At 65.7% G+C, this 15446-nt stretch carries 13 protein-coding genes; 6 read left to right on the top strand and 7 right to left on the bottom strand.

Features of this window, described 5'->3' with window-relative positions; genetic code table 11:
* Positions 1-20 precede the first annotated feature (20 nt).
* On the top strand, positions 21-2585 hold the full coding sequence (locus ACQPYR_RS17355; RefSeq protein ID WP_433633418.1) for a cytochrome P450: 2565 nt from the start codon (positions 21-23) through the stop codon (positions 2583-2585).
* A 42-nt stretch (positions 2586-2627) separates the two neighbouring features.
* Complete coding sequence (locus ACQPYR_RS17350) at positions 2628-3446, top strand: SDR family oxidoreductase (protein ID WP_433633416.1); 819 nt, start codon at positions 2628-2630, stop codon at positions 3444-3446.
* Positions 3447-3527: 81 nt separating this feature from the next.
* Here the strand turns inward: ACQPYR_RS17350 and ACQPYR_RS17345 are convergent, their stop codons facing one another.
* Positions 3528-4322: a hypothetical protein gene (locus tag ACQPYR_RS17345; protein ID WP_433633414.1), complete on the bottom strand. Its 795-nt coding sequence runs from the start codon at positions 4320-4322 to the stop codon at positions 3528-3530.
* Positions 4323-4369: 47 nt separating this feature from the next.
* Positions 4370-4879 (bottom strand): MarR family winged helix-turn-helix transcriptional regulator, encoded by a 510-nt coding sequence (locus ACQPYR_RS17340; RefSeq protein ID WP_433633412.1) that lies wholly within the window; start codon positions 4877-4879, stop codon positions 4370-4372.
* Positions 4880-5028: 149 nt separating this feature from the next.
* Between ACQPYR_RS17340 and ACQPYR_RS17335 the strand changes: the two genes are divergently transcribed.
* The 3 genes from ACQPYR_RS17335 (at position 5029) to ACQPYR_RS17325 (ending at position 7480) form a co-directional block, all read left to right on the top strand.
* Positions 5029-5457, top strand: a complete 429-nt coding sequence (locus tag ACQPYR_RS17335) for a cupin domain-containing protein (RefSeq protein ID WP_433635158.1) — start codon at positions 5029-5031, stop codon at positions 5455-5457.
* Between the two features lie 589 nt (positions 5458-6046).
* The gene (locus ACQPYR_RS17330) at positions 6047-6505 is read left to right on the top strand and encodes a hypothetical protein (RefSeq protein WP_433633410.1); all 459 of its coding nucleotides are present in this window, start codon (positions 6047-6049) and stop codon (positions 6503-6505) included.
* A 12-nt stretch (positions 6506-6517) separates the two neighbouring features.
* Complete coding sequence (locus tag ACQPYR_RS17325) at positions 6518-7480, top strand: hypothetical protein (protein WP_433633409.1); 963 nt, start codon at positions 6518-6520, stop codon at positions 7478-7480.
* A gap of 66 nt (positions 7481-7546) precedes the next feature.
* Here ACQPYR_RS17325 and ACQPYR_RS17320 read toward each other — a convergent pair whose 3' ends face one another.
* The 3 genes from ACQPYR_RS17320 to ACQPYR_RS17310 form a co-directional block, all read right to left on the bottom strand.
* The gene (locus ACQPYR_RS17320) at positions 7547-7780 is read right to left on the bottom strand and encodes a helix-turn-helix domain-containing protein (protein WP_062991895.1); all 234 of its coding nucleotides are present in this window, start codon (positions 7778-7780) and stop codon (positions 7547-7549) included.
* A 153-nt stretch (positions 7781-7933) separates the two neighbouring features.
* Positions 7934-9565 carry an ABC-F family ATP-binding cassette domain-containing protein gene (locus tag ACQPYR_RS17315; RefSeq protein ID WP_433633407.1) on the bottom strand — a complete coding sequence of 544 codons (1632 nt, stop codon included), beginning with the start codon at positions 9563-9565 and terminating at the stop codon, positions 7934-7936.
* A 149-nt stretch (positions 9566-9714) separates the two neighbouring features.
* Positions 9715-10785, bottom strand: a complete 1071-nt coding sequence (locus ACQPYR_RS17310; protein ID WP_433633405.1) for a phage tail tip lysozyme — start codon at positions 10783-10785, stop codon at positions 9715-9717.
* A 162-nt stretch (positions 10786-10947) separates the two neighbouring features.
* Here ACQPYR_RS17310 and ACQPYR_RS17305 point away from each other — a divergent pair, with 162 nt between their 5' ends.
* Positions 10948-11712 carry an SDR family oxidoreductase gene (locus tag ACQPYR_RS17305; RefSeq protein ID WP_433633403.1) on the top strand — a complete coding sequence of 255 codons (765 nt, stop codon included), beginning with the start codon at positions 10948-10950 and terminating at the stop codon, positions 11710-11712.
* Positions 11713-11768: 56 nt separating this feature from the next.
* Here the strand turns inward: ACQPYR_RS17305 and ACQPYR_RS17300 are convergent, their stop codons facing one another.
* Both ACQPYR_RS17300 and ACQPYR_RS17295 read right to left on the bottom strand, forming a co-directional pair.
* Positions 11769-14006 carry an MMPL family transporter gene (locus ACQPYR_RS17300; RefSeq protein WP_433633401.1) on the bottom strand — a complete coding sequence of 746 codons (2238 nt, stop codon included), beginning with the start codon at positions 14004-14006 and terminating at the stop codon, positions 11769-11771.
* A 20-nt stretch (positions 14007-14026) separates the two neighbouring features.
* Positions 14027-15445 carry a cytochrome P450 gene (locus tag ACQPYR_RS17295; protein WP_433633399.1) on the bottom strand — a complete coding sequence of 473 codons (1419 nt, stop codon included), beginning with the start codon at positions 15443-15445 and terminating at the stop codon, positions 14027-14029.
* Position 15446: the final 1 nt, after the last annotated feature.

Genomic DNA, 15446 nt, shown 5'->3' with positions numbered 1-15446 from the left:
TGTGTCAGTACAGTGCCATTGTGCACATAGCGATGTTCATGGACTACCACCCGGCCACCCTCGGTGGGGTCCAGACCGCGGTCGCTTCGCTGTGCCGAGGACTCGAACGCGCAGGTCACCGCGTCACCCTGTTCGTCGCACCGCAGCCGGGCGCCGACCGGCTCCCGAATGTGGTGCCGCTGCGCGCCGCCGGTGGTCTCGCGGTGAACGGATTCCCAGTTGTGCTGCCGACCAAGCACAATGCCGAACTCATCGACGCCGCCTTCGCCGCGCGCGGCCCGATCGACCTCGTACACACCCACACCACCTACGGTGTCGCCATCGCCGGCATGAAAGCCGCACGGCGACACCGGATTCCGCTGATCCACACGGCCCAGAGCCGCGACGACGCGTTCATCGAGAACACCTCGCCCGCACCCTATCCGGTGGCGCTGGCACTGCGCGCCCTGCACGGCCGGTTCGTACCGCACGATCAGCACATGCCGCACCGCGCCGAAAGCCGTGCGGCACGCCATGCCTGGTGGACGATCGTCGCTCAGGCCCAGGCCGCGGATCGCGTCATCGCGCCGACCCAGCACTTCGCCGACCAACTACTCGCCCACGGTCTGACCCGGCCGCTTCGGGTGGTATCCAACGGCGTCGATGACGAGCTCATCGAAAACCTCGGCGGCACACCGGTTGTCGAACGCGCGATCGACGCGCCATTGCGGCTGATCTGGTGCGGGCGGCTGTCGGCCGAGAAGCGGCTGCTCGCCGCGATCGAGGCAGTGCGGTATCTAGACGACTGCACACTGGACGTCTTCGGCGACGGCGACCTGCTGCCCCAGGCGGCCGCCACCATCACCGAATTTCGACTCGCGGACCGAATCCGCTTGCACGGCAGGATCACTCAGTCCGAGTGCCTCGCCGCCATGTCCGAAGGCGACGCACTGCTGTTCCCCTCCAACGGTTTCGACACACAGGGCATGGTCCTGCTGGAGGCGGTGGCCGTGGGCCTGCCGATCATCTATTGCGATCCCGATCTCGACGAGTCGGTGCCTGCCGGGGGTGGCATTCGCACCGCCGATCCGTCGCCGGTAGCGATCGCCGACACCATTGCCGAGCTCGACACCGATCGCGCCGCGCTCGCGGAAATGCGCCAGATTCTCGGCAAATACGGCGACTCGGTGCGCCAGTCGCAGCACATCGGGACCGTGCTCGAAATCTATCGACAGGCTCGGGCCGAGTCCGCGCGCAGCCCAGAATTGGTCATGCCGCAATCACTTTCGGAAGTACCTACCGCGCCTGGTCGATTGCCACTGGTCGGCCACAGTCCGCGGGCCCTGCGCGACGCTCCGGGCTTCGTCACCTCGCTGGCCGATCTCGGCCCGATCGTGCGCCTGCGGTTCGGCCAGAAGACCGGATATCTGCTCACCACACCGGATCTCGTGCGCGAGGTCGGGCTCGGCGATGCCGAACTCAATCGGGACGATCTGCGTGAGGCCATCGAGGATGTCGCGGGCGGATCCGTCAATGTTCTGCGCGGTGAAGAACACAAGCTGCGGCGACGCATGATCTCGCCCGCACTGCGGCAGAGCAGGCTGGCCGAATACACGCGGTCGGCGGCCGATATCGCCGAAACCTGGTCGGCGGGACTGCCTTCGGGCAGACGCGTGAATCTCATGGACGAGGCGCACGGCCTGATTCTCGACACCGTCTCCTCGACACTGTTCACCGCCGAGTTCAGCGATCACGCGCGCCGCGAGATCCGGGACAGCGTCCCGTGGCTGCTCAGTCAGGTCATTCTGCGCACCGCGCTGCCCCCGCAGGTGCGCCGCCTGCGGCTCATCTCGAACTGGCGTTGGCGCACCAAGGCTCGCCACCTGCGCACGGCCATCGGCGCCGTCATCGCCGAATACCGCCGCCGCGATGAGGATTTCAACGATGTGGTCTCGGCGCTCATCCGGCACACCGACAGCGAGACCGGCGCGACGCTGTCCGATGAGCACATCATCGACGAAGCGATCCTCATGCTGGCCGGTGGCGTCGGTTCGATGGCATCGCTGACCGGCTGGCTCTGGCACGAGGTCATGCGTCGCCCGCACATCGCCGAGCGGTTGTATGCCGAACTCGATGCCGTCGTCGGAACGGGCCCGGTCCGCGCCGATCATCTCGGCGCACTTCCCTACCTGAAACAGGTTGTGGCAGAGACGCTTCGGTTCTGGGGGCCGTGGATCAGCGCGGGCACCGCCGACGGCGACGTCACCATCGGCGGACTCACCGTTCCGGACGGCACGGCAATAATGTTCTCCCCCTACCTGGTTCAGCACAGCAAGCGCTACTACGCCGATCCGGAAGCGTTCGACCCGGATCGCTGGTCGCCCGAGCGCGCAGCCGATATCGACAAGAAGGCCAACCTCTCGTTCGGCGTCGGCCGTCGCCGCTGCCTCGGCGACCATTTCGCCATGATCGAGATCGGCCTCGCCGCCGCCGCGCTGCTGGCCCGCTGGCGCCCGACACCCGACCCGAACTACACGGTGCGCGCCTCCAATCGAGACTTCGTACTGTCTCCCTCGGCGCTGCCGGTTACGCTGCGACCGCGATAAATACTTGCTTGGAGTGCACTCCAGGTCACTAGCGTGGGTCGCATGAGCAAAGTTTGGTTCATCACCGGAGTCTCACGAGGATTCGGTCGTGAATGGGCACTCGCCGCATTGGAGCGCGGCGATCAAGTGGCCGGCACGGCTCGCGATACCAGCACACTCGATGATCTCGTCGCCAAGTATCCGGACACATTCCTTCCGCTGCAGTTGGATGTCACCGACCGGGACGGCGATTTTGCCGCAGTCCAGCAGGCCGCCGAGCGATTCGGACGGCTCGATATCGTCATCAACAATGCCGGTTACGGCCAGTTCGGCATGATCGAGGAACTCAGCGAGGACGAGTTTCGCGCCCAATTGGAAACCAATGTCTTCGGCGCACTGTGGGTCACCCAGGCGGCACTGCCGATCCTGCGGGCCCAGGGCAGCGGCCACATCATCCAGGTATCGAGCATCGGCGGCATCTCGGCCTTCCAGAACCTCGGTGCGTACCACGCGTCGAAATGGGCGCTGGAAGGTTTCTCACAGGCGCTCGCTCAGGAGGTCACACCCTTCGGCATTCACGTCACCCTGATCGAACCGGGCGGATTCGGCACCGACTGGGCTGGCCCCTCTTCGCGGCATGCGACCCCGCTCCCGGCCTACGATGCGGCCAGGGCCGCGCGAGCCGCCCAACGCTCGGCGGTGCGCCAGGGCGATCCGGCCGCCACCAGCGCCGCCATCCTCGCGGTCGTCGACGCGCCCGAGCCGCCGCTGCGCATTTTCCTCGGCGAGGTCCCGCTGACCATCGCCACCGCGGATTACGAATCCCGCTTGGCGCTCTGGCGCGAGTGGCAGCCCATCTCCGCTGCCGCACAAGGGGATTGAGCCGCGATCTCTGGTGCGACGCCGCCGGGGAGAGTGGGGATGATGGTCGCCCCGTCCCCGGCGGAAACCGCCGCGGACGGGTCAGTAGTTGGCGTTCAGATAGTCGGCGGCATGGGTCGTCCACAGGACATTCGTGCCGGGCATATTGTGTCCGGAGTAGAGAACGTGCTGACCGTCCGGCCACGGCGTCAGATAGCCGATGACACCGTTGACCGCGGTCGCATAGCGATCGAGATTGCCGATCGGATCGTTCATCAGGAAACGCAGCAATTCGGCGAAGATCAGCGGGGCCACATTTCCGATGCGAGCGCCTTCGACGAACGAGAACGGCGAGATGCCGACATCGATGACCCGCAGCGGCGAGTCGCCCGGCGACGCGGTGATGATATCGCCCGGATTCGCATACTCCTTGACATCGAGGGCCGGCCAGGCGCCGCGTTCCCCGTGCAGGCCGTAAGTCGTTGCCGGACACAGATTGCCGACCGACTGGCCGCGTTTGCGCAGCGGGTTCGCGATATTGACGGCGAAGGCGATCTCCAGGGGCGAGCCATCGGTGTTCTTGTACTTACCCGACCGCACTCCCTCCAAAATCTTGCTCGCACAGATACTTCCGAGCGAATAGCTCAGCAGCCCACAGACATTCGGCGAGTCCTGAATCGCCCGCACGCCCGCGGCAACACCGAGCCGGATCGAGGTATCCAGCGAAGGGCCCCACAGATCCGGGCTCGGCCCGACCGAGGCAGGCCAATCCGGCTCGAAGGCGGTGAAACGGCCGGGATCGAGCAGTTTCGTGACATCGCGCAGCATGCCGGCGGGCGTCCCATTGGTATTCCGCGGTTCACCCGTGCCGCGGAGGGTGATGATGTCGATCATCATCCCATGGTGAACTCATGACCCGCCCAGCACCCGAGTAGCGAACTACCCTATTTCGCGCCGCCCTCGAGGCTCCCGAGCAGTACCCGGGCGATCCGATCCAGGTCGCGTCGATCCTTCGCCGAAAGGACCGACAACATCCTGGTCTCGTTCTCGGTATGCGCGGTGACGGCCTTGTCGATCAGCGTGCGGCCCGCCTCGGTGAGCGCCACCCGGATGGCGCGGCGATCCTGCGCATCCGCGGTGCGCCGGACCAACCCCGCCGACTCCAGACGGTCGAGCCGCCCGGTCATTCCGGCGCGCGACAGCATCAGAGTGTCGGCGAGCACCGATGGGTTCAGTTCGCACGGCTCACCCGAACGACGCAGTGCGGCAAGCACATCGAACTCGCCGCGTTGCAGCCCGTGCGCGATGAAGACCGCCTCGATATCCCGCTGCGCGACCACGAGCAGCCGACCCAGCCGCCCGATTACGCCCATCGCCTCCAGCTCGAGGTCCGGCCGCTCCCGCCGCCACTGCTCGACGATCGCATCCACCGGATCCCGCTCGATCTCACCCATGGACAAGATTCTATTCGCTGCTATATAGTTCGGTAGCGAATTATCAACCACCGAATCAATCGGAGAACATCGTGAACGCCACCACCGACCGCAACTTCGCCATCCGCCAGCCGCAGGATGCCGAAACCCTGGTGACCCCCTCGGTCACCATGCGCCTGCTCATCGACTCGAACGAAGCGGGCGGCGCGGTCAGCCATCTGGAGGTCAATATGGACAAGGGCGCAGACGGCGCGGCACCGCACTACCACACCAAGTCGGACGAGCTGTTCTACGTCGCCGACGGCGAACTGCAGGTACTGGCCGGGGACAAGATCGTCACCGTCAGAGCGGGCGGGTCGATCGTCGTCCCCAAGCTCATGCCGCACGCCTTCGGCGCCGCCCCGGACAGCTCCGCGCGGATCCTGATCGCCCTGATGCCCGCGGTGGAGCGCTTCGGCTACTTCCGCCTGCTCGACCGGCTGGTCAAGGGCGAAGCCACCTTCGAAGAACTGGCGGCATCCCAGGAGGAATTCGACAACTGGTTCGTCGAGTCGCCCGAATGGTGGGCCGAGCGCAACGCGAACCGGCGCGATTCGTGAAGCAACACAGCGACAACTGATTTCGTACGCACATGGGTAACTCGTCGTGTACGTCCAAAACGCAACCGAACGGTCGACCGCCGGCCCGCGACGAGACGGTCGAGGTACCCACGACCGGCAAAAGACCCAGGGAGGCGGAGGAGCCGGCGGCAAGATCTTTCGAATACACCAGGAGATCCGCGAGATCGACGGTACTGTCGCAGCAGAGGTCGAGATGGTACTCGGCATCTTGGATCTCACCGCACGCAAACTGGTCACCGATCCCGGCGAACGCTTGCGCGCCATCGCCGAACAACCGGATCTGCTCGGACTCTCAACCGCGGCGGGCAGATCCGCGCCAACGGATGCACAGCCGCCAATCCCGGGCAATATCGATCGCACGAAACCGTTCGGAAGTAGCTCAATGATTGCTGATACCGTGGCGGGTCTATACCGAAAATCTTTCGGCGCTAGCGCATCCCGAGCCGAAATCTGGTTTGCCAGCGGCGGTGAAATCTCGCGATCCGGACCGTGCGAGACCACTTGCGCGATATGATCCAGTTCCCGCTCGGGGGTCCTGGCAAATCGCGAGCAGATCGGAGAGCTCACTATGACCGACGCAATCCACCTCCCCGGCACCGGGCCGGCGGGTGACCGCGTCCCCGCGTTGCAGGGACTGCTGGTGGCCGAGTCGGAACGAGATTTCACGGTCAGAGTGACCGAAGGAACCTGGACCTTCCGCCGCGACGATGTACTCCGGGTCCTCGATTGGACCGAAAGCGCGACCACCGAGCGCGAAGGCCGTCCGGTGCTCATGGATATCCGTCCCGGCGCCACCGCCGATTTCACCCGCCGTCTGCGCATCGACCTCGTCGACCGGCCCATGACACTGGCCGAGGAACCCTCCGCGGCACTGGGAGATGAAGCGCTGCAACAACTCACCGCATCCTGGGCCGACAGCCTGCAGCTCGCCGATTGCCCGGGCACCAGCGGAGCGACCTTCACCTACTGCCAAACCAAATCGCTCGCGACAAGCGACGACGGCATAAACTGCGACAGTCTCGACTGAACGGAACTGCGCATGGCGGCGCGCCGGACAGGTTCGGTCCTCATCGTCTCCGAATCCGATGATCTGCACGGGACCGCGATGGCGGCAACCTTGCGAGAACACCACGGGCTCAGCCCGATTCACCTCGACCTGCGCGACTTCCCGCGCGAATCCGGAAGTTTCCGGCTCGATCGGCAGGGCACCACGCGTTCGCTATCGCATGTGATCGGACTCGACGACGTCCGCTCGGTCTGGTGGCGCAGACCGCATCCCGCACAGGTTCCGGCCGGCGTGCGCGCCTCGGACGACGCTTACCGCCAAGCCGAGTGCGATGGCTTCATCCAGGGTCTGCTGTGGTCGATTCCGGCGTACTGGGTCAACGATCCGGGCGCCGATCGCACCGCGAGCCGCAAGATCGTGCAGTTGGAGACCGCACGGCGAGCCGGTTTCGTGATTCCGGAAACGCTCATCACCAACGATCCGGACGAGGCACGCAGCTTCGTCGAATCACGTTCGGGCTCGGTGGTTTACAAGCGAACCGGCACCGGACGCGCCGAATTCGCCGAAACCCGATTGATTACCAAGGCCGACTTCGGCCGCCTCGCGGGCATCCGCTCCGCGCCGACCACCTTCCAGGACTACGTCGAGGCACAGTGCGATCTGCGTGTGGTGTGGATGGACGGCGTCGAATGGGCGGTGCGAATCGACTCGCAGTCCGGGGTCGGCCGGGTCGATTCCCGGCTGGACACCACGGTCGACTTCGTACCGGAGCATCTGCCCGCCTCGGTCAGCAAGTCGCTGGCGACGCTGATGGGCGCACTCGGCCTGAGCTTCGGCGTGCTGGATCTCCGCCTCGGCCTCGACGGCGAGTACTACTTCCTCGAGGTCAACCCACAGGGCCAGTTCGCGTATCTGGAGATCAAGACGGGCCTGCCGATGTTCCGCAGCCTCGCCAACCTGCTGGTCAACGGTGACGGCGCGGTGCCGGGCTATTAGCGCGCACGATCTCGCTCGGTGTCGGCGAAATCCATTCGCCGACACCGGCATCCAGATCCAGGAACGCTACTGGCCCTTGCGGCGGTTCGCACCGCCACGACTGCGGAGCTGCACGTGCGACTCCACCAGCACGTTGTGGATGAAGCCGTAGGAGCGGCCGGTGGACCGGGCCAGCGATCGAATGCTGGCACCCGCCTCGTACTGCTTCTTCAGCTGGGTTTGCAAACGGTCTCGTGATTTCCCCGTGACGCGTGTGCCCTTACCCAGTGTGGCCTTGACTTGTGTGGGCCTGTCGCTCATGGCTTCCTCCGAGTCGCCGAGCCGCGTCTTTCCAGGCTAGACACTCAGGAAGCTGTGATCAACGGGTCTTTGTGATGAAAATCACCGGAGATCAGATCCCGGGGAAGCGAAAACCCACCGCCCGCAACGAAACTCCGGCCGGATCACCCCGGATCAGGCCAGCTGAATCAGTTCCAAATATTCCGCCGACCAGTGGTCTTCCTGGCCGTCCGGCAGCAAGATCACCCGTTCCGGGGACAGCGCCTCGGCCGCACCCGGGTCGTGGGTGACCAGCACGACCGCGCCAGCATAGGTACGCAGCGCGTCGAGGACCTGTTCGCGCGAGATCGGGTCCAGGTTGTTGGTCGGCTCGTCCAGCAGCAGCACATTGGCCGCCGAGGAGACCAGCCCCGCCAGCGCGAGACGGGTCTTCTCACCGCCGGAGAGGGTGCCTGCGGGCTGCTCCAGCTGCGGTCCGGAGAACATGAACGCACCGAGCAGTCCGCGCAATTCCTGCTCCCCCGCATCCGGCGCGGCATGGCGGATGTTCTCCCACACCGTGGCCTGATCGTCGAGGGTGTCGTGCTCCTGGGCGAAGTAGCCGATTTTGAGCCCGTGACCGGGCACGAGACCGCCCGCCGTCGGCGTCTCCACCCCGGCGAGCAGGCGCAGCAGTGTGGTCTTGCCCGCACCGTTGAGACCGAGCACTACGACGCGGCTGCCGCGGTCGATGGCCAGATCGACGCCGGTGAAAATTTCCAGCGAGCCGTAGACCTTGGTCAGGTTCTCGGCCATCAGCGGGGTCTTGCCGCAGGTGGCGGGTTCGGGGAATTTGATCCGCGCGACCTTGTCGGCCACCCGCACCTCGTCGAGTTCGGCCATCAAGCGGTCCGCGCGCTTGGCCATGTTCTGTGCCGCAGTGGCTTTCGTGGCCTTGGCGCCGAGTTTGGCCGCCTGGGCGCGCAGGGCGCCGGCCTTCTTCTCGGCATTGGCGCGCTCGCGGCGGCGGCGCTGTTCGTCGGTGGCACGCGCGTCCAGATATTTCTGCCAGCCCATATTGTAGACGTCGGCCTCACCACGCACCGCGTCCAGGAACCAGACCTTGTTCACCACATCGCCGAGCAGTTCGACATCGTGGCTGATCACGATCAGACCGCCGTCGTGGTTCTGCAGGAAGCCGCGCAGCCAGGTGATGGAGTCGGCGTCGAGGTGGTTGGTCGGCTCGTCGAGCAGCAGAATGGTGTCCGAACGTCCGCCGCTGCCGTCGGAAGCCGCGAACAGGATGCGCGCCAACTCGATTCGGCGGCGCTGACCACCGGAGAGCGTGCGCAGCGCCTGGCCGAGCACCCGATCGGGCAGGCCGAGGCTATTGCAGATGCGCGCGGCTTCGCTCTCGGCCACATAGCCGCCGAGCGCGGAGAAGCGTTCCTCCAGCCGACCGTATTTGCGCACCGCCTTCTCGCGTTCGGCGTCATCGACCACCTCGGCCATCAGCGCCTGCTGCTTCTCCATATCGCGCAGCAGGGTGTCCAGGCCGCGGGCGGAGAGCACGCGATCGCGGGCGAGTACGTCCAGATTGCCCTCGCGCGGATCCTGCGGGAGATAGCCGATATCGCTGGAGCGCAGAATCTTTCCGGCGTAGGGCTCACCCTCGCCCGCCAGAATGCGCAGCGTGGTCGTCTTGCCCGCGCCATTGCGTCCGACCAGTCCGATCCGGTCGCCGGCCTGCACCCGCAGCGCGGGCCCGGGGGCCGACAGCAGGGTGCGGACGCCGGCCCGGACCTCCAGGTCCGTCGCGGTGATCACAGGCTTCTCCTACGGGTACGTGGTGCTGGTCGGTTGCTGTTCGATTGTGCGACGCGAACCCGCACAAGAACCACCGATTTTACCTGGTGCCAGCGGTGCTTCTGACACCCCACGATCCAGGTGTGACCGCGCTAACTCCGCAGCCGGTGCTAGGCAACCAGGCCGGCCATGCTCGACGCGATGCTGTTGGCATTCGCGACGCGCTGGCCGCGGGCCTCGCCGGAGCTGCGTTCGTAGTACTGATCGAACGCCGCCGCCGCGGCACCCGCCGAGTTCGCAGACTTGATCTGACCGTAGGCACCCGATTCGGTGCCCTGCAGTTCGTGCATCATGAAATCGACCTGGACGTGCCAGTCGGTGACCGACTTGCCCTGAGCGGCGGCGAACGCCTCGAGATTCGTCCGTCGGCCGCCTTCCCACTGGCAGAGGCCGATGGCTCCCTCGCCGGGATTGTAGGCGCCGGTATCGAAACCCGATTCGACCTGCATATTGCCCAAGATGCCCGCGGCTTGCGCCGGTGTGAAGCCCTTGCTGAGGAGATACTTATAGATATCGCTGGCCGTCACTCGCTTACCGCCGCTGATGGGTTGGGCACTCGCGCTGTTGCCGAGACCTGCGGGTCCGGTGGAGTTGCGGCGGTTTCCACCGCTTCCGGTATAGGCAGGGAACTGGTTGCCGCTACCGATCGAATTCGGGGCGCTTCCGCTGTCGGTCGACTCCGGGTCGGTGATCTTTCCGGCGTGATCGTCGAGTGCGTCGTACGCGTCCGAGACTGCTTTCGCTGCTTTGTCGACCTTCTCATCGATCTTGTCTATGGCGCTCATCTGCAACTCGATGCTGCGCGGCAGCGCCACGTCGGTCAGATTCGGCACACCGGCCATAATTTCCTTGATGTCGCCCACCAGTTTCTCGACCTCTTTGGTCACTGTGTTGGACACATCGGCCGATTTCGCCGCGATCTGGGCGATACTGCTGTCCAACGAGTTCAGATCGTCTTTATATTTCGTGTCGTCGGTCTGTTTGGCCTGGTATTTCGCGACGAGATCGCCGTCCTTCAGTTGCGACTCCCCCAGGCCGTTCAGTCCCTCGACCGTAATCGACTTCGCCGAACCGTCGCCCACCGCCTTCACCAACTTCGCCAGCACCGTCTCTATGTGACTGGCGAAGGCGTTGAGGATAGGTGCATCCGGGCGCGACGGCAGCGATGTGTCGACAGCCATTTCTCACCTTCCCGTCGATACCTCTCCGGCAGCTTAATCGCAGCTAGGCGCCATGCTCCGACCATTGGATCCCCGCCTGTGGGAACAGTCGCGCCTGGTCGATTTCGCGCAAAACCGACCGGGTCCATTCGGCGGATTTGAACAGCGGTAGCGTGCCATCACATGACGACCGATCTGTTGGGCAAGAGCGCACTCGTTTCCGGAGCCAGCCGGGGCATCGGCAAGGCCGTCGCGGCGGAGTTGCTGCGCCGCGGCGCAAATGTGCTGATCACCGCCCGCAAGCCGGAACCGCTCGAGGAGGCGGCCGCCGAGCTGCGGGCGCTCGGTCATCGAGGCGAGGTCAGCGCGCTGGCGGGCAATTCGGGTGATCCGGACAGCCGGGCCGCCGCGGTGGGGCGGGTGGTCTCGGAATTCGGCTCGCTGGACATCCTGATCAACAACACCGGCATCAATCCGGTCTACGGCTCGCTCATGGATGCGGATCTGGAGGCGGTGCGCAAGATCTTCGACGTCAACGTCGTCGCGGCACTCGGTTACCTGCAGGAGGCCTACAAGGCCTGGATGCGCGAGCACGGCGGTGCGGTGGTGAATGTGGCCAGTGTCGCCGGACTGCGCTCGACCGGTGTGATCGCGGCGTACGGCGCGTCCAAGGCCGCGCTGATCCGGCTCACCGATGAACTGGCCTGGCAGCTGGGCCCGAATATCCGGGTGAACGCGGTGGCGCCGGGCGTGATCAAGACGAAGTTCGCCGATGCGCTGTACTCGGCGGATGAGGAGCGGGCCGCGAGCGTGTACCCGATGAAGCGACTCGGTGCGCCGGAGGATGTGGCGCAGCTGATCGGATTCCTGGTCTCGGACGAGGCCAAGTGGATCACCGGTGAGACGATCCGCGTCGACGGCGGATTGCTGTCTACCGGCGGAATCTGAACCGTCCCAACAGAACCGATGGCCGTGCGGCGAATACCGCACGGCCATCGGCGTCGCTATACCCTGGCGGGCTGGCGCAGATCTGCCGGATCGGGCAGTGACGGCGCGGACGGTCCCTCATCGAATCCGAAACGCTCGTGCAGCTTCTCGAGCGGGCCGGGCGCCCACCAGTTCCAGTCGCCGAGCAGTTTCATCACCGCGGGCAGCAGGAAGCCACGGACCAGGGTCGCATCGACCAGCACCGCCAGCGGCAGACCGATGCCGAAGGACTTCATGAAGGTGATGTCCGAGGCCAGGAATCCCAGGAACACCAGGGAGATCAGGACCGCGGCGGCGGTGACGATCCGACCGATCTTCTCCAGGCCATGGGCAACGGCGGATTCGTTCTTGCCGGTGCGTTCGTACTCTTCGAGGATCCGTGACAGCAGGAATACCTGATAGTCCATGGCCAGACCGAAGGCGACACCGAAGAGCATGACCGGCACGGTCGGCGGCAGGTCGCCGGTCACGGTGAAATCGAGCAGGCCGGACAGATGCCCGTCCTGGAAGATCCAGACCAGCGCGCCGAAGGCCGCGGTGAGGCTCAGGGCGCTGAGCACGATCGCGACCAGCGGCAGCACCACGCTGCCGGTCAGCAGGAACAGTACGACCAGCATGACGATCACGACGTAGGCCAATGCCACGGGCAGCGCCGAGGTCACCGCATCGAGAGAATCGGCGCTCGCCGCCGCGATGCCGCCGACCAACCGCTGTGCGGGGGCGGGCACGGCGCGTAACTCCTTGGCCACCCGATCCAGCAGCGCCGGATCGCTGGTGTCCGGTGTCACCGAAAGGTATGCGGCGTCCTTGGTTTCGAAGCGCGCGTGCTGTGCCATGGCCGGGGCGAGTTGCCCGCCGTGGGCGTAGCTGCCGGTGGCGGTATCCACGCGACGGACATTGTCGACCTCGGAGAGTTTCCTGGCGTAGCCGTCCAGCCCGGATTTGCCGTCGGGCAGTACGACGAAGAGTCCATTGGTGTCGGTGGCGGCGAAGTCGCGCTGGATGGTCTCGGTGATCTGCCGGTTGTTCATCGACTCCGGCAACGCCCGCTCGTCCGGGAAGCCGAGTTTCACACCGAGGAACGGGGTCCCGAGCAGCAGCAGGAAGGCCGCGACCGCCAAGCCGATGGGCATCGGCTTGCGCATTACGAATACCGCGAGCCGATGCCAGAAACCCTCACCGGGCGCGGGACGCTGCGGACGGAAGAACCAACCCAGTTGGCCGCGATCGATGCGGCTGCCGAGCAGCAGCAGAATCGCGGGCAGCACCGTCAGCGATACCGTCGCGGCGATCGCCGCGACGGCCAGACCGGCATAGCCCATGGAACGCACCGCGAGCAGCGGGAAGAACAGCAGGCCCGACAGCGCGACCGCGACGGTGACCGCCGAGAAGGCCACCGTACGTCCGGCCGAACGCATGGTCGCGGCAACAGCCGGACCGGTCGCGGCACCTGCGGCCAATTCGTCGCGGTAGCGGCTGATGATCAGCAGGCTGTAGTCGATCGCGAGACCGAGGCCGAGCAGAGTGGCGACATTGGTCGCGGTCGCGGCGAGATCGGTGACCAGGGTGATCATCCACAGCGCGCCCATCGTGATCATCACGGTCACCGCCGCGACGACCAGCGGCAGGCTGGCCGCCACCAAACCGCCGAATACGAACAGCAGGGCGATCAGGGTTATCGGGAAGGCGATGGATTCGCCGAGTACGGCATCTTTCTCGCTCTGCTGCACCGTCTCGTGCAACAACATCGCGTAACCGCCGACGCGCACCCGCACCGGCCCGTGCGTGCCACCGTAGCGATCCGCCAGACCGCCGACCTTCTGGTCGACCGCGCCCTCCTCGCCGAGAATGCTCGCGACGATCAGCCCTGATTTGCCGTCGGCGCTGCGCAGCGCGGGCGACTTGTCCATCCAGTACGACATGACACCCGCGACGCCCGGCTCATTTTTCAGCCCGAGCGCCAATTTCACTGCGGCCGTGGCCGATTCAGGATCATCGACCGAGGTGTCGCTGTGCACCAGCAGCACGAAGTTCGGCGGCGCCTGACCGAAGGTATCGCGCAAAATCTCGATGGCCCGGCTGGATTCGCCGCCGGGATCGCTGTAGCCACCCCCCTGGACTTTGTCGAACAACGTCGAGCTGAGCATCCCCATCAGCAGCGCGAGACCGACAAATATGCCGAGAATCCATTTGCTGCGCTGCGTAGCGACTGCTTGCCGGTCGCTCGAAATGGTCAGCTTGGTCGGTTCGAACACCGCTACACCCTCATCACTCGTTAAGCCGCGCCGCGTTCGCTCCCTGACGAATCCGCGACGTGCCCGGTTTGCACCTGCCTGGCCACCACCCGCATCGGCAGATACTTCGGGTGCACCAGAGCGCCGATCACCGTCTCTTGCACCGCGATACCGGGCATCGGGCGCAGGCGCCAGCGCCCGCCGATCGTAGCAACCTGCAGGGCAACCTCGGTGAGCGAGAACACGTTTCCCGGACACTGCCTCGTGCCCATACCGAACGGCAGGTACGCGCCTTTGGGCCGGGACTCCATTGCCGCAGGCAGCCAGCGGTCCGGGTCGAATTCGTCGGGCTTCGGGAAGATCGCCGGATCCCGATGTACCGCAACGGGACACACCAGCAACATGGCGCCCTCCGGCAACGCCTTGCCGCCGAGTTCGTAGTTCGCGGGCACATCGCGGACAGTCAGCCACGGCGAGTACATGCGCAGGGTTTCGGTGACGATCCGCTTGGTCAGATCGAGTCGACCGAGATCGGCGAATTCGGCCGGGCGGCCGCCGAGCACCGCGTCGATCTCAGCGTGGAAAGCGGCCTCCAGCTCGGGATTTCGGCCCAACTCGTGGAACACCCAGGACAGCGTCATGCCGGTGGCCTCGGTGCCACCGACCAGGAAGTTGATCAGCTCGTCGTGGACCTGAGCATCGGTGAGCGCGACACCGTCCTCGTCGCGGGCCTTGATCAGGGTGTCCAGCAAGTCGCCGTGATCCAGGTTCGGGTCGGCGGCCAGGTCCGCACGGTAGGCGGCGATGATCTTGCTGGTCGCCGACTTCATCCCGGCGACAAGGCCTTCGAAGCGCCGGTTGCCGGGCAGTGGCAGCTTGTCGATCCAGGCCGGGCGGGTGACGCGACGGGCGAGCAGCGTCATGACCGGCGTGAGCATCTCGTGGATTTCCGCACCGGTCTCCGCGCCGAGGTCGCCGCTGAACAGCGCCCCCGCGACGGTGCGCAGCGCCAGATCGTGCATCTCGGTATCGACGACCACCATTTGACCGTCGCGCCAGGCATCGGCCTGTTCCGCGCCCAGACGCGTCATTACGGTGGCGTACTGCGCGATGCGGCCGCGGGCGAAGGCCGGGGCGATCATTCGGCGTTCCCGCTTGTGCTGCGGGCCCGACAGCACCGTGACGCCGGCGCCGAGCAACGCCTCCGCGCGATCGATCATCGCCCCCTGATCGGACAGGCCGACGAAGGCCTCGCGAATCAGATCCGGTTCGGTGACGACATAGGTGTCGTAACCCGGAATCTTCACCCGCACCACGGGTCCGAGGTCCGACAGCGTCTGCAGGAAGCGGTACGGCCTGCGCGCGAGGCGGTGTGAATGGCCGATGAGGGGTAGGGCGCCCGGTGCGGTTGGCACCGCATTCGTGCCGGTCGGGCGGCTGGCGAGCCGAGTGGTAATCATG

This window comes from Nocardia sp. CA-120079, from assembly GCF_050955745.1.
Lineage (GTDB): Bacteria > Actinomycetota > Actinomycetes > Mycobacteriales > Mycobacteriaceae > Nocardia.
Note: the sequence above shows the minus strand (reverse complement) of the source record. Positions and strands in the feature narration are given on the sequence as shown.